We start from the raw sequence: 15,857 nt of genomic DNA on the forward strand, positions 1-15,857 counted from the left end.
GTTGTAAGCATATATGTTGTAGGGGGATTCGTTGCTGAATTCATCTCCTACGCACCAATAGGAGGCCCGACACGTACAATAACCTATATTTCATGACAAGAAGACGAAAGGGGGAAGCAGAATGGGGTATGGATACGCGGCTCCTGTGGATATGGCCTTTGAGAGTAGAATGCGGGGGGAGATTATTGCGGCAGCCCGGGCAATGGATGCAGGAGGGACGGATTTCTCAACCTTCCAGAATTCCCGCTGCAATCCGAGGTATTGGACTCGTACAGGAGGTGGGGGATTTGAACTGAATGCAAATGTCACCCCTTCGGCAGCGATCAATGATATTTTTGTGAATGGACAGCTGTATGCCTTTGAATGTGCTATGGCGATGGTGATGATTCTATATAAAGCAACCATCAACATGATTGGGGAGGCGGCCTTCAACCGTAATTTCACCGGCCTGTACCTGTGGGACTGGAGCTATGACAGCAATCTGAAGCTGATTACCACGTTCAACCAGGCCGAGCTGCAGCCGGGCGATGTAGTCTATTTCAAGAATCCCGACCATGATCCGGCTAAGCCGGAATGGCAGGGGGAGAACGCCATTATGTTGTCCAGGGACAGTTACTACGGACACGGACTCGGGATCAAGAGTGCCGCGCAGATGATAACCTCGCTCAACAGGGAGCGGGTGCCGGGCAGCCGGACCTCGGCCTATCTGGCGGATGAGGGGCTTCACCCGGACTTTGACTATATTGCTTCACTGGGCAACGCGCGCCAGGGCCTGCCGGCCTCCAGCAAAGTGAATGCAAAAACCGCCATCTACTCCAGAATAGGTACGAAATCCTATATTATCCGCTAGAGGGCGGCGGCCTAACCCTTGGCCGAACGGAATTTGAGCGGGTGCAGGCCGGTGTTTTTTTTGAAAACTGTACTGAAATAATGGGGATTCTCATAGCCGACCCGCTCCGAGATCTCCATGACCTTCAGGTCCGTGGTCAGCAGCAGCTCCTTCGCCTTGCCTATGCGGATCTGGGTGATATAGTCGGTAATGGTTCTCCCGGTCTCCTTCTTGAATAGCAGACTGATGTAGTTAGGTGTCAGAAATACGTCCTCGGCAATCCTGGACACGGACAGCTCTGAGGCGTATCCCTCCTGAATGATGGTACGGATGCTGCTGACGATCCGGCTGTTCCTGGAGGTATTCTTGCCTGCCACATAAGCGCTTAAATCATGCAGGAGCGACAGCATATACGCCTTAAGGCCGGTGATGGTGGTCTGCTGATACAGCTTATCCATGATGCTAATCCGGTCGCTCAGCACCTGCCCGATATCTTCATCAATCTCATATAGAGCTCTGGCGGAGGTGAAAATCATCTCTGCGCAGAGGCTCTGCACATATTCAATTCTATGCTTGTGCCCGGCCAGTCCGCCAAAGAGCTGCTCCATCAGCCGGGTGACGGTGTCCGTATGTCCTGCCTTCAATTCATTCATCAGCCGGGCCTGGAGTTTATAGATAAAGGTGCTCTGCAGCTTCTCCGTGTCGGGTTGGATATCCTTGATGTAGAGGACGGAGGCAGGCCCGGTATAGAATTTGTACACCAGCGCGGCCAGCGCATCCTTATAGGAATCCTCAAGCTGGCCCGCCAGCGGACAAGCCCGCCCGATGCCGACGGAGGCGTCCAGCCGCAGATACTTCTGAATGTTGGCGATAATCTGCCCGCAGGTCCCGGAGATGGAGTGGGACGGAGGCGTCTGCGGGGTGCAGAACACCAGGATGAACTCGTTCTCGCTAGCCACGAAGCTGATGGCGCAGGGGTAGCTGTCCAGGCTCTCCTGAATGATATTCTGGATGGAAAAATAAAGCAGCTGCTTGTGCTCCTCCGAGTATTTATCCACCGCGCTCCGGTATTCATCCAGCTGGAGCACACAGACGCTGAGAAGCGTCCCCTGCTGGAAGGGCAGTGCGAAGTACTGTATCTTCTGCCAGATCTCCTCCTCCTTGCGGTAGAGGCCGGCGATCAGATTCTGGAGGAATTTCTCCCGCAGCAGCGGCATATTGTCTTGAAGCTGCTGCTTAAGCTGCTCCATATCCAGCTGCTGCCCGCGTTCCTCTGTCAGCTTGGCCACAGCCTGGCGGAAGACACTGCGGATCTCGGGCAGCTTGACAGGCTTCAGAATATATCCCTCTGCATGGATCTTCAGCGCTTCCCGGGCGTAGGAGAAGTCCTGGGCACCGCTGATAATAATAATCCGGGTCCGGCAGCCTGCCTCCCGCAGCTTCTCTGCTACCTCCAGGCCTCCCATTAGCGGCATCATAATGTCGGTGAACAGGATGTCCGGCCGGAGCTTCAGGCATAATTCGTAGGCTTCCAGCCCGTCCGAGGCTTCCCCGATAATCTCTATCCCGAACTCTTCCTGCCAATCGAACACACGGATCAGACTGCTGCGGATAAACGGCTCGTCATCCGCTACGATCATCGTTAACATCTTCATTCACCTCATTCCAAGTAGTGACCACCGGGAACCGGATGACAGCCAGCAGACCGCAGCCGTCTTCGGTATTGTCGTAATAACGGATGCCGTAGGACTCTCCAAAAAACTGCCGGATCCGCATATGCACATTGCGGATGCCGTAAGACTGGTTGCCCGGCTGCGGGTCTTCCAGCAGCTGATTCAGCCGTGCGGGATCTGCGCCTATTCCATCGTCGAACACGGAGATACTAAGCAGCTCCTGCGTCTGCTCTACCCGGATACGGATCGTGCCTGTACCCCGCCGCTGCTGAATCCCGTGAATCAGGGCATTCTCCACCAGCGGCTGAAGACTGAGCTTCACCACCAGACATTCCTCTGCCAGAGCCCGGTCTGTCTCCTCCAGCTCATAGTGAAGCCGGTCCTGGAACCGGAACTGCTGAATCTGCAGATAGCTCTCGACCTGCCGCAGCTCATCGCGGAGCGGGATAATATTGCGTCCCTTACTTAGACTGTATCTGAAGAAGTCCGAGAGTGAGGTGACCATGCTGCTGATCTCGGGAATATCGTGGTTAATGGCAATCCAGTTAATGGAGTCCAGGGTGTTGTAGAGAAAATGCGGATTGATCTGGGCCTGGAGCATTTGCAGCTCGGCTTCCTTTTTGCGCAGCTCGGTGACGTAGAGCTTGTCGATCAGCGCCTTAATCTGCTGGAGCAGCTTATTGTAGCGGTTGAATAAATAGGAGAATTCGTCCTTGCGCCGGTAGCGGATGGGGATATTGAAGTTCCCGCTCTCGGCATGCGACATCGACTGGATGAATTTGCGGATCGGTGCGGAGATATTCTCGGACAGCAGCAGCGCCATCAGGAAGGAGACTAGCATGCAGATGACAATTACGATGTACATCACCCGGCGGAAGGAGATCAGCTCCCCGTTAAGCTCGCGGACAGGTGAGAAGGACAGGATGGTCCAGCCGGTGTTCTCCAGGGTCTTGTACGAGACGAGCATCTCCTCACTGCCGATGGAGTGGCGGAAGGAATGCAGAGCGGATGGGTCGTCTGGAGAGGACGGGTTACCGGTGCTGTCAGTAGAGTCTGTAGTCAAGCTAAGCTTGCTGTAATAATCCTGGGCCGCGATATTCTGGCCGATGAGTGACGGCTCGGGGCTGATAGCGATGGTTCCGGACTTGTCTGCGATATAGACCTTACTGCCGGGCGTGGGCTTATAATGCTCCAGGAGCGTGCCGAATTCGGCCGCCGGGATATCTAGGGTGAGCAGCCCGACATAGGGCAGTTGTGCATGCCGGATACCGAACAGGCGCTTCGCGAATTTGAGGGTGAACCGGGAATCCAGCGAGCTAAGGCCGACCACGGCAAAATCTGCTTTGGCCGGAATGCTTAAATACCAGGGCTTCAAGGTGATAAGATCGATATTGAATACACGGCGCGAGAAATTATATTGGGTATATTCCGGCCGGTTCAGCATATAGAGCATAGGAACGAAGCTGTTGCCGGAGGTCCCGTTCGCGGGGAAATCCTCAAGGATTTTGCTAAGGGCGGCCAGTTCATTAATGATTCCGGTACTGTCTGTTGGCCGGTTGGAGGAGATGAGGTCCGCGAATTCAGAATTCAGGTACAGCGCAGTCATGGCTTGATTGGCGGCTTCGAACCGGCGGGCCAGATTATCTTGAACCAGATTGAAGTTATTCTCAATCGATGTATTCATATTCCGGGTAATGATCCCGGCGGATTTGTTATAGATGGTGACCGAGATGATCGTAGTCGGGAGAAGAACGAGGAAGAGGAAGTAGAGAATCAGGCGGCTGCGGATGCTGAAGTTATAGAGGAAGAGTGCCTTCGACAACGAATCGTAATATTTCTTCATCGGAGTCCTCCTTCCTGGGTAATAATTGGTATACATTGTAAAACGCGTGAAGTCAGGATGTCAACGCAGGAGGTGCGGTGTGAAAAGGTTATTGTTCTATTTTATTGCCGTCTTAGGCTGCGGGCTGGCTATTTACACTCTTGGTTATAACCGCCCGCTGCTGCCGGACCTCACCCCGGAAGAGGAGGCCGTACCAGCGGAGCAGACCACCAGGGTGAGGGTCGCCCTGTCTGACTGGACGGAGAATCTGGAAGTGAAGAATGCCATCAGCCATTACAATAAAACGAATCCCGATCAGATTGAGATTGTGCCCATGAACCTTGCAACAGACGCCTACGACGATACCTTGAATATGCTGATGACCTCCGGGCAGGGGCCGGATGTGTTCAGTGTCGATAACGCCTGGCTGGCCACTTATGTCAACAAGGGGTATCTCACTAATCTGTCAGCGGAGCTGGATGCCGGCTGGCTGCTGCGGTTCCCGGTATGGGCCAGGCAGTATGCCACCGGCTCGTTGTTCAAGGGCGGAATCTACTTCATGCCCTCCAGTATTGATACCGTGCGCCTCATCTACAATAAGCAATTGTTCCGGAGTGCGGGACTTGACCCGGAGCAGCCTCCGCTTACCTTCGCTGCACTGGAACAGGCGGCCCTGCAGATCAGCCGGGCCGGAGCACCGGTGAACAAATACGGCTTCGCGTTGCCCGCCGGGGATAGCAGGGCCAGTCTCCAGGCTGGGCTGGAGCTATCGAATACCTACAGCGGTTATTATCTTTATGATTACCGGTCGGGCCGTTATGACCTGAGTGTGTATGCTCCCTGGCTGCAGATGGTGCGGGAGATGAAGCAGCAGGGCAGCCTCTATCCGGGGGAGACTCTGCTGAAGCTGAGCAGCGCGCTCCGGCAATTCGCGGACGGCAATATTGGCATGATGTATGTTACCAGCAAAGATTATGTCAAGCTGCAGGAGTATATGCCTAAGGATGATTGGGGAGTAGCGCTCCCTCCGGCCGCGGACCTGTCACGGCGCGGGGCCGGGGCCCTGATGATGGTCCCCCACGCTCCGCTGGTGGTGAATAGTGCAGCGCAGAGCCGGGAGGCTGCGGTGAAGGTCTGGCGTTTTCTTCAATCGAAGGAGTTCCTGGGCATGCTGTACCAGCAGGCGCTCGCCCTCCCGGTGACAGACGGGATTATGGATCAGCCGGGCGCTTCACGCGGGCTGCGCCACTTCAGGGAATTCTATCCCACCGCAGCAGAATCGATCTACCCGCTCTCCCCGCAGATCATGGACCAATACGACCCGAATACGGTGTCGATGGAGCCGCGTTATTCAGGTGACCGTCCAAGAATGCAGCTGTACCTGTGGATCATCGCGGGGGACATTCCGCTGGACCAGGGACTGGGCAGCGAGAGTGAGCGGCTGAATCAGATGCTGGATATTGCAGCTACCGGATATTCTTTTCGGCGTGAGGAGTATATCTATCCGCAGTTCGATCCCCGTTCCCCGTTATTGGGGGAGAGCCAGCAGAGCCGTTCAAGCAGCGGACGCGAATAGAATAGGCTTATATTCAGGGACCTTTCCCGGCCAGTACGGCTGAGGGGAGGGCCCTTTTGTGTTGTCTCCTATTTATATGGGATGTCTGCCGGAATCTAGCTTTACTGCACACACCGTGCCGGAATCGCAGAATATTACTATATTGATCCATCTTTCTGCTGCTAGCTATCCTGCTAGCTTCTATGAAGTCAAAAGATAGATTAAGCGAGGAAAGGACAATCTAGCAGGACAGTACAAATCTACCATTAAAGGAGACAGTGAAATGACTCTACTATCTACAGGACCACTGGAAAATAATGCAGTAGGAGGGGTAAGACCCACCACACAGGTTACGGTCAGAATTGATAACCGCAGTAGTATTTCAGCTTCTACGGTATCTTTACAAGGCTATTACATGCAGGGAGGCATGCGGGTACTGTATGTCAGTCAATCTTTTAATGTAGCTGCCAATGAATCTATTACTTCTACTTATTTTGCGGATTTGGATGCTTTTGAATTTGTGTTTGCCACTCCGGCTATTGTAGATGATCCGGTTCAGATCTCTGTATGGGGGAAGAGCAGCACCGGCCAGCTAGTCACCGCCCACCGGCTGGTCTCGGCTGAATTATTGGGCGATACCAGCGGAACGGGGGCGACTGGGGCTACTGGAGCGACCGGCGTGACGGGGGTGACAGGTCCGACCGGAGCTACTGGAGCTGGGGTGACAGGGGCGACCGGAGTGACCGGCGGTACAGGCCCGACCGGTGCAACTGGCGCAGGAGTAACAGGGGCGACTGGGGCAGGTCCGACCGGTGCGACTGGAGCGACCGGGGCGACTGGAGCAACAGGCGTGGGAGTGACCGGAGCGACTGGAGCAACAGGCGTGGGAGTGACCGGGGCGACTGGAGCAACAGGCGCGGGAGTGACTGGAGCGACTGGAGCAACAGGCGTAGGAGTGACCGGAGCGACCGGAGCAACGGGCGTGGGAGCGACCGGGGCGACCGGAGCGACTGGAGCAACAGGCGTGGGAGTGACCGGAGCGACTGGAGCAACAGGCGTAGGAGTGACCGGAGCGACCGGAGCAACAGGCGTGGGAGTGACCGGAGCGACCGGAGCAACGGGAGCAGGAGTGACCGGGGCGACTGGAGCAACAGGCGCGGGAGTGACCGGAGCGACCGGAGCAACAGGCGTGGGAGTGACTGGGGCGACTGGGGCAACAGGCGCGGGAGTGACCGGAGCGACTGGAGCAACAGGCGTGGGAGTGACCGGGGCGACCGGAGCAACAGGCGCGGGAGTGACCGGAGCGACCGGGGCAACAGGTGAAACGGGAGTGACCGGGGCGACTGGAGCAACAGGCGTAGGCGTGACCGGGGCGACTGGAGCAACAGGCGTGGGAGTGACCGGGGCGACTGGAGCAACAGGCGCGGGAGTGACCGGAGCGACCGGAGCAACAGGCGTGGGAGTGACTGGGGCGACTGGGGCAACAGGCGCGGGAGTGACCGGAGCGACTGGAGCAACAGGCGTGGGAGTGACCGGGGCGACCGGAGCAACAGGCGCGGGAGTGACCGGAGCGACCGGGGCAACAGGTGAAACGGGAGTGACCGGGGCGACTGGAGCAACAGGCGTAGGCGTGACCGGGGCGACTGGAGCAACAGGCGTGGGAGTGACCGGGGCGACCGGAGCAACAGGCGTGGGAGTGACCGGGGCGACCGGAGCTACAGGCGCGGGAGTGACCGGAGCGACTGGGGCAACAGGCGCGGGAGTGACCGGAGCGACTGGAGCAACAGGCGTGGGAGTGACCGGGGCGACCGGAGCAACAGGCGTGGGAGTGACCGGGGCGACCGGAGCGACTGGAGCAACAGGCGTGGGAGTGACCGGGGCGACTGGAGCAACGGGAGTGGGAGTAACCGGAGCGACTGGAGCAACCGGAGCAACCGGAGCAACCGGGGCAACCGGTGATACGGGAGCGACCGGGGTAACTGGGCCAACAGGAGTAGCGGTGGCAGGAGCGACCGGAGCGACTGGCCCGAATTTGGCAGCGGAAGGGTTCTCCGCATTCCTGCCGACGTTCTCAGTCACGACCAGTACTCAGCTGACCGGCTGGACTGTGACTACGCCGTACTATGATAGTGCGACATTTAATGAGACTACGGGCAACTACACGATACCGGTATCCGGTAGATATTCGTTTGAGGCTACCATTAACTACAGCACTACAGCTGCCATCTCGGTTGCATTGGGAGCAGGAATTGATCCGGCTTTTGTAGTGCAGAGAACGTCCCCTACTGTGACGAATCTGGTAACCGGATTGTTCCCGCTGCTGGATGTAAATATTGCGCTGGTGTTGTCCCTCCGAACAATACTGGGCAACGGCACGGTAACCTTGGCGGGTGAGTTCGACTTAACAGCGGGTGATGTCATCGGTCTCTTCTATGTAGCAGATGGATTAACTGTGCCGTTAGATCTTGGAGGTGCCTCCTCGGGGATTGTGTGGTCTGTTCACAGACTGACCTAATCCCGGCTGTCGGATCAAGCGCATAAGCTTCAGCTACAAGAGCGTTCCACGGCGGTCATCGTGGAGCGCCTTTTTGTGTTTTGTCCATTCCTTTGTATGGCCCTTCCAAACTCCGTAGGATTTTGAACTTTTATTATAGATGGCCTTATTTAGCAGGGGGCCGCCTGCAGGTACACTTAAGTCAGGGAAGAGAGGGATCGCTGAAGGAATCAGGAGGCGGAAGGAATGATTACAGAGAAGAAGAGAAGTATGGCGGGTACAGGCAGCAGCAGCTTGCCGGCAGGCCGGAACACACAGAAGAGACACGGGCTGAAGCATCTGCTGAAGCATAAGGTGCTGCTGCTGATGCTGCTGCCGGGCGTAGTATTTTTGCTGATTAACAATTATCTGCCGATGTTCGGAATTGTGATCGCGTTCAAGAATATCAATTATGTGGACGGGATTCTTGGCAGTCCGTGGGTGGGGCTGGATAACTTCAAATTCCTGTTCGCCACCTCGGATGCCTGGATTATCACCCGCAATACGGTGCTCTACAACTTCGTGTTCATTGTGCTCAATCTGGTTTTTGCCGTGTCCATCGCGGTTGCCCTGAATGAGCTGAGGAACAAGCTGGCCGCCAAATTCTATCAGAGCATCATGTTCTTCCCCTACTTCCTGTCGATGGTGGTGGTGAGCTATCTGGTGTTCGCTTTTCTGAATGTTGAATACGGTTTCATTAACAAAGGGGTCTTCGCCCTGTTCGGGCTGGATGAGCTGAACTGGTATTCGGAGCCGAAGTATTGGCCGTTCATTCTGCCGCTGATCAATCTCTGGAAAGGGGTGGGCTATGGCTGTGTCATCTATCTGGCGGCGATCATCGGCATTGACAACGAGTACTATGAAGCGGCCCTGATCGACGGTGCCAGCAAGTGGAAGCAGATTATGCACATCACCATTCCGCTCATCCGGCCGGTCATTATTATTACAACGATTCTGGCGATCGGGGGCATCTTCCGTTCCGACTTCGGGCTGTTCTACCAGACCACACTGAACTCCGGGGCGCTGTACCCAACTACACTGGTCATCGACACCTACGTCTATAACGCGCTGATTAATATGGGTAACCTGGGGATGTCCGCAGCGGCCGGATTATACCAATCGGTGGTCGGCTTCTTCCTGGTCCTCGGCTCGAACTGGATCGTGCGCAAGGTCGATAAGGATCAGGCGGTGTTCTAGATAAAAGTCAGGCGGTGCACGTACCCTAAGAAGGAGTGGAAATCCGTGGCTAATAACGAAATATCCCGTTTCACTAACGTTCTCCTCCATATTATTTTTATCATCCTGTCTCTGGCCTGCCTGCTGCCGATTGTACTCGTCTTCATGATCTCCATTACCGACTACGATTACATCGTGCGCAACGGGTATCAATTCATCCCGGAGAAGCTTAGCCTGGAGGCTTACGCATATATCTTCAAGGATTACAGCGTGGTGCTGCGGGCCTACGGCATCTCGTTCTTCGTCACCATTACCGGAACGCTGGTCAGTGTGTTCATCTCTTCCCTGTATGCGTATCCGATCTCGCGGGCCGATTTCCGGTACCGGGGGGTGTTCGCCTTCCTGATTTTCTTCACTATGCTCTTCGGAGGCGGTTTGGTGCCGTGGTATATGGTCTACACCCAGGTGCTGGACCTCAAGAATTCGATCTGGGCACTGGTCGTGCCGATGCTGCTGTCTCCGTTCAATGTGCTGATTATGAAGACTTACTTCCAGATGAGTGTACCGCCTGCGCTGATTGAAGCCTCTACGATCGACGGGGCGGGGGAGCTGCGGACATTCTTCAAGATTGTATTTCCGCTGTCCCTGCCGGTCTTCGCTACGATTGGGCTGTTCAATACGCTGCATTACTGGAACGACTGGTTCAACAGCATGATCTTCATCACCGATACAGACCTCTATTCCCTCCAATATCTGATGTACAAAATGATCTCCCAGGCCGATTACCTGAGCCGCAACGGGGCACTCATTCAAGGCTCGGCCACCGAGCTGGCCAAATTGCCGGGCGAGACGATCCGCATGGCGATGGCGCTGATCGGCATTGGGCCGATTGTGCTGGCCTATCCGTTCTTCCAGCGGTATTTCATCAAAGGACTGACGCTCGGCTCTATCAAAGGCTAACCTCGGAACCTACCGATTAGCATATATTTGTTCCATCAAGGGGAGGAAAAAAGTATGGCAGGTAAAAAAGTCACAGGTCTGCTGCTGTCGCTTGTACTGATAGCCGGGTTCACTCTGGCCGGATGCTCGGGGAACAACGGCAACACAGCGGCGCCTACAGAGAAAGCGGGAGAGAGTACCACGGCTCCGGCGGCAACGAAGAAAGCTGCTGCCACGGAAGCAGCCGGAACAGAAAAGCCGGGTACGCTTGCACCGGTGGAGCTGTCCCTGTATCTGCCCGGCGGGCCGGATACGGATGTGGCATCCGTAGAGCAGGAGATCAACGCCTACCTGAAGGATAAAATCAACGCTACCCTCAAGATTAACCAGCTAAGCTGGGATAAGCCGGCCGACAAGGTCAACCTGATGATCCAGTCCGGCGAGGTGTTCGACATGGTCTATACCTGGAACTTCATGACCAATGCCGCGAAGGGAGCGTATCTGCCGCTGGAGGAGCTGCTGGATACCTATGCCAAGGAGACGAAGGCACAGATCAATCCCGCCTACCTGCAGGCGGCTACCGTCAACGGACATTTGTATGCGGTTCCAACCGAGAAGGAGCTGGGGCAGTCGGTCGGGTTTGCTTTTGACAAAGCAATTGTCGATAAATATGGCTTCGATGTGAACAGCCTCCAGAAGCTGGAGGATATTGAGCCGATGCTGAAGACGATTAAGGAGAAGGAGCCGGCGCTCTCCCCGCTGTTCATGAACCATACCGACAGTCTGCACTGGTTCACCGCGTATCCTGACAGCGAGGACTTGGACGGCAGCAATGATATCCCGACTCTGCTCGATTACAAGACCATGAAGGTGTTCAACGAATACGACACGCCAGCCATGACGGAGCGGCTGAAGCTGATCCGCAGCTGGTATGAAGCGGGCTATATCAACAAGAATGGAGCTACAGACAAGACCGAGCTGAAGGATGCGGTAAAAAGCGGCAAAGCCTGGTTCGTCTACGGCAACATGAATCCGACCTCCACCAATGACTGGACCCGGCTCGCTGAGAAGCCGATGATCATCAAGACACTGCTGCCTGTTCAGGTCAGCACTAAGAGTCTGCAGGGCTCGATGCTCGCCATCTCCAGAACCTCGAAGAACCCCGAGCGGGCTATGATGTTCATGAACCTGATTCACACCGATCCGGTGCTCTACAACCTGCTGACCTTCGGCATTGAGGGCAAGCACTACAAGAAGCTGGAGAACAATACCGTAGAGTTCATTGCGGACAGCGGCTATAACTCCGTATCCTCCTGGATGATCGGCAATGTGCTGCTGAACTACCTGAATAAGGATGAAGATCCGAAGCGCGTGCAGCTCTATACGGACTGGAATAAGAATTCGAATATTTCACCGGTCATCGGGTTTGTGTTCGATTCGACCAAGGTGCAGTCACAGATCGGGGCGCTGATCAACATTACGAAACAGTATAAGAACACCCTGTTCTCCGGGGAAAAGGACCCTGAGCCGGTCCTGAAGGAGATGAACAGCAAGCTGAAGGCCGCAGGCCTGGACGCTGTGATTACGGAAATTCAGAGTCAGCTCGACGCTTTTCTGGCCGCCAAATAAGCAGTAGAGGCCATAGCACGCCCGGTATCCGGCAGCAGCAGTCACGCGGCCGCCTGCGGCAGGTACCGGGTATTCTCTTTCGCAAATCCAGCCTTTGGGGAGCCCCTATCTGATCAAGAGAGGGTGTTACTATGCGAATTCAGAGAATCACAGGCAAATTGCTCATTGCAGTTCTGGTATGGATGTCTGCATCATTGCCCGGAGCACGAATTAGCTCTGCCGAAATGCCGCCTGCACAGGTGGTTGTGGAAGAACAAGCAAATAACAGTACAGTCACAGAGGATACCTACCAGCCGTCCCCGCTGCTCTGGCAGGTGGGCGAGCAGGATAACAGCTCTGCAGAATTTACAGTGTATCAGGATGTGTACAGTGAGAATATTACTCTCCCCGTCAATCCCCTGAACTGGAATACGATCTCCCGCGGCATGAAGCTGGACCGCAATGCGGCGATGGAGCTAAGCTTCAATCTTACGGACGTTCCCCCCTATGGTGTAGAGTTCAGCTTCAAGGTACTGGATGCAAGCACCGCTATTCCGCAGCTGGCCGTATTCACCAATGGCAGCTTCAGCGGGCTAATTCAGATTACCGGGCTGAACGACGGAGAGACCCCCCTTACGAACACATGGAAAGAAACCTATAGACTCTACATCCCCTCAGAACAGCTGAAGACCGGCAGCAATGAGCTGAAGCTGACTGTGGACCGCGGGCTATACGCAGATCCGCAGTCACCCGGATACGACGGTGACAAGTATCTGTGGTTTGAATGGGATTATCTCAGGCTGGACACATTGACTGAGCCTGCCACCGAGCCTATCCACGGACGGTATATCCACCTGGGAAGCACAATTGCTGCCTCGACCTTCCGGTATGACGAGCATGCGATCCGCCATCTGGCCCCGATGACCAAGTGGCTGGGCATTGCCTACAGCGGCAACTGGATGCGCACCTCCTTCTGGTCCGATACCAGCGCAGGCTGGGACCCGCAGGGCCGCAAGTACCTGGAGACGCTGCGCGACCTCAACCTTGCGCCCATGGTTAATATCATCGGCGGTAACTGGAAGACTAACAGCGAGCTGGCGGCAGGGACAATCAGCTCTGCGCTGAGGAGCTATTACAGCGGCTTTGTCAGCAAATTTGGCGATCTGTACCAGTATGCCGAGACAGGCAATGAGCCGGGACTGTTCGGCTGGGCACAGAAGGCGGTGCTGGCGCTTCATGAAATGATGGACGAGGAGAGGCAGACGAACAGCCAGCCGTACCTGAAGATTGTTGCTCCCGGCTGGGCCTACTGGCCGTATAACGGCACCCCCGACGGCTGGGAACGGGATGCTGCCCAGCGTGCGCCGATTGAAGCGCTGTCGGATGTGACCAACGGACACAGCTATGGCGGGACCGGCGTCCAGCCGTTGCCGGGCGGAAGCCTGTATGAGAATCTGCGGGTGTACAGCGATTCAGAGGAAGGCTTCGGCAAAGAGATGGCCATGAGCGAGACCGGCAGCAACGACAATCATTCGGACAATACGAAATACGGGACGTATGCTTACCGGTTCGCTTCTGCTTTTGACCGGGAGCTGCGGGGGAATATCGGTTATGCCGACCATATTATGCAGCACGCCGCCTTCTTCAATGACGGGACGGAGTTTGGCCTGTTCGATTCCGCGATCAACTGGAACACACACCGCTATGAGGATACAGCGGCGGTATCGGCCAATATCAATGAATCCGGGGAGACCCGGCTGAAGACGTTCCGCAGACTGGCCGCCGCGTACGCTACGCATGGAAGCCCGCTGGGCTACGAGGTGCTGAATGCGGCTGAGCTGACCGGGCTGAAGGCATATTTCCGCGCAGTGGATACCTCGGCGCTGGGCACTTCAGCTATCGGAGCCGCTTCAGATAAAATCCTGCTGAACTTCGTGAATTTCGAGAAGACGCCGGTAACGATGCAGGTCAGGGTGGCCCTGCCGTCCAGCGGAGTGTATTCGGGGGAACGGTTCGGTCCAGGGGAGACGTATGCCGCCGCCTACTCCCGGGTGGAGCTAACGGCAGATCCCTACATTACCCTTACAGTGGCACTGGAAGCGGGAGAGACGGTCCAGTATATCCTTGATGAGCAGGACAACACGCTGCCTGCTTCTCCGGGCAATCCTGCGGCAACAGCTGTAAGCCATGAGCAGATTCGGCTGACTTGGGCAGCTTCGACAGACAATGATGCTGTCGTCAGCTATAACGTCTACCGTGACGGCGGAGCGGCTCCGGTGATCAATATTCCGGGTAGGCTGACCTTCTGGAGCGACTATACCGTAGCGCCCCAGACCACTTACAGCTACACGGTGCAGGCCGTGGATGATTCCGGCAATGTATCGCCTCTTAGCGCAGCCGTATCAGCGACTACACCGGTCATGCCCATTACACCGCATGCCGCAGGCGATCCGGCCAAGTTCGAGGCCGAAGCTACCGCCTTTGCCCTGCCGCTGAGGACCGGTAATAACAGCAGTGCCTCGGGCGGCAAGGTCGTGGAGCAGACGCATAGCGGAGGCTTAACGATCCAAGGCTTCCATTCCGTGAACGGAGGAAGCTATACTCTGACAATTGTATACGCTTCCAACGAAGAGTCTAAGAAAAACATCCTCGTGAACGGCGTGAAGCAGTCCACAGTAACCCTGCCTTCTACGGGAAGCTGGACCGCGAATCTGACGGCACGGCAGTATGGGATTACCCTCCAGCCGGGCTATAACACGATCAGCTTCACCTCCGCCGGGAAGGGGGCAAATCTCGATTATTTCAAGTTGGAGGAAGGGCTGTATGTTCCGCTCTCCCACTGGTATCCGGCCGCACATGATCATCCTTACATTGATTATGCCGGATTCACACCTGCACCCAATGGCGTCTCCCATGTGACCTATGAAGAGGATGCCACAGCCGCCTTCAGCTTCAATGGCATCGGTGTCCGCTGGAGATCAGATATCAAGAGCGACATGGGCAGTGCGGATGTCTACGTCGATGGCGAGTATAAGGAGACTGTAGTCATTCCGCAGGCAGGGCTGGAGGGCGATCATAAAATTGTCTACGAGCTGACGGGTCTCGAATACGGGCTGCACCGGATAGAGATTGCAGGCAACGGCGGAAAGGTAATGGTCAGCGGGCTGGAGTATGAGAGCTATGAGTCTGCACTGCCCGTACCGGGACCGGATCTGACCGTGACGGATATAGGCTGGCATATTGTGAACAGCGACGGCAGCCCTTCCGCGCACAGCACACCGCAGCTGGGCGACTCCCTGATCTTCTGGGCCAAAGTGAAGAACATTGGCGTCCGTCCCACACCGCTGAATGCCTCGACCGGACTCGGGCAGATTACCGGCGGCGCTTTCTCAGTCAACGGCGGGGTGGTCTCATGGACGGACACGAATACCAGTGTGATTCAGCCGGGCGAAGAGATTACATTGACGGCTAACGCCAGTGCGCAGGGCACCCCCCGGTGGACGGTGCCGACTATCGGCGGGTTTACGGTCAGCTTTTTTGTGAATGATATCTGGCGGTATGCGGAGATGAATAAGGAGAATAACAAGCGGGCACGGACGCTTCTGATCAGCCTGCCCTAACCGGCTAATCAGCCGCTAGGGATATCCGCGCAGGCAGTTTGTAGAATATTGAACTTATATTATAGCTGGCTGTATGTAGAGCAGCTTCGCGATCCGGTACAC

At 55.8% G+C, this 15,857-nt stretch carries 9 protein-coding genes; 7 read left to right on the plus strand and 2 right to left on the minus strand.

What is annotated here, in order from left to right; genetic code table 11:
* The first annotated feature begins 121 nt into the window (after nt 1–121).
* Nucleotides 122–850, plus strand: a complete 729-nt coding sequence (locus tag MKZ07_RS24905) for a hypothetical protein (RefSeq protein WP_036691253.1) — start codon at nt 122–124, stop codon at nt 848–850.
* A gap of 11 nt (nt 851–861) precedes the next feature.
* Here MKZ07_RS24905 and MKZ07_RS24910 read toward each other — a convergent pair whose 3' ends face one another.
* Both MKZ07_RS24910 and MKZ07_RS24915 read right to left on the minus strand, forming a co-directional pair.
* A complete protein-coding gene (locus MKZ07_RS24910) occupies nt 862–2,478 on the minus strand; it encodes a response regulator (protein WP_162174437.1) in 1,617 nt (538 codons plus the stop codon).
* Entirely contained in the window at nt 2,453–4,345 is a 1,893-nt protein-coding gene (locus tag MKZ07_RS24915) for a sensor histidine kinase (protein ID WP_341028300.1), read from the minus strand. The genes MKZ07_RS24910 and MKZ07_RS24915 overlap by 26 nt, the downstream gene beginning before the upstream one ends.
* Nucleotides 4,346–4,424: 79 nt before the next feature.
* Here MKZ07_RS24915 and MKZ07_RS24920 point away from each other — a divergent pair, with 79 nt between their 5' ends.
* From MKZ07_RS24920 to MKZ07_RS24945, 6 genes are all read left to right on the plus strand, one after another.
* Nucleotides 4,425–5,900 (plus strand): ABC transporter substrate-binding protein, encoded by a 1,476-nt coding sequence (locus MKZ07_RS24920; protein ID WP_341028303.1) that lies wholly within the window; start codon nt 4,425–4,427, stop codon nt 5,898–5,900.
* Nucleotides 5,901–6,162: 262 nt separating this feature from the next.
* Nucleotides 6,163–8,394 (plus strand): collagen-like protein, encoded by a 2,232-nt coding sequence (locus MKZ07_RS24925; RefSeq protein WP_341028306.1) that lies wholly within the window; start codon nt 6,163–6,165, stop codon nt 8,392–8,394.
* 225 nt (nt 8,395–8,619) lie between these two features.
* Entirely contained in the window at nt 8,620–9,609 is a 990-nt protein-coding gene (locus MKZ07_RS24930; RefSeq protein WP_084648797.1) for an ABC transporter permease, read from the plus strand.
* Nucleotides 9,610–9,654: 45 nt separating this feature from the next.
* A complete protein-coding gene (locus tag MKZ07_RS24935; RefSeq protein ID WP_036691245.1) occupies nt 9,655–10,548 on the plus strand; it encodes a carbohydrate ABC transporter permease in 894 nt (297 codons plus the stop codon).
* Nucleotides 10,549–10,602: 54 nt separating this feature from the next.
* Nucleotides 10,603–12,156, plus strand: a complete 1,554-nt coding sequence (locus MKZ07_RS24940) for an ABC transporter substrate-binding protein (RefSeq protein WP_051493194.1) — start codon at nt 10,603–10,605, stop codon at nt 12,154–12,156.
* 131 nt (nt 12,157–12,287) lie between these two features.
* The gene (locus MKZ07_RS24945; protein WP_341028311.1) at nt 12,288–15,755 is read left to right on the plus strand and encodes a carbohydrate-binding domain-containing protein; all 3,468 of its coding nucleotides are present in this window, start codon (nt 12,288–12,290) and stop codon (nt 15,753–15,755) included.
* The last annotated feature ends 102 nt before the right edge of the window (nt 15,756–15,857 follow it).

The organism is Paenibacillus sp. FSL P4-0338 (genome assembly GCF_038002365.1).
Lineage (GTDB): Bacteria > Bacillota > Bacilli > Paenibacillales > Paenibacillaceae > Paenibacillus_AQ.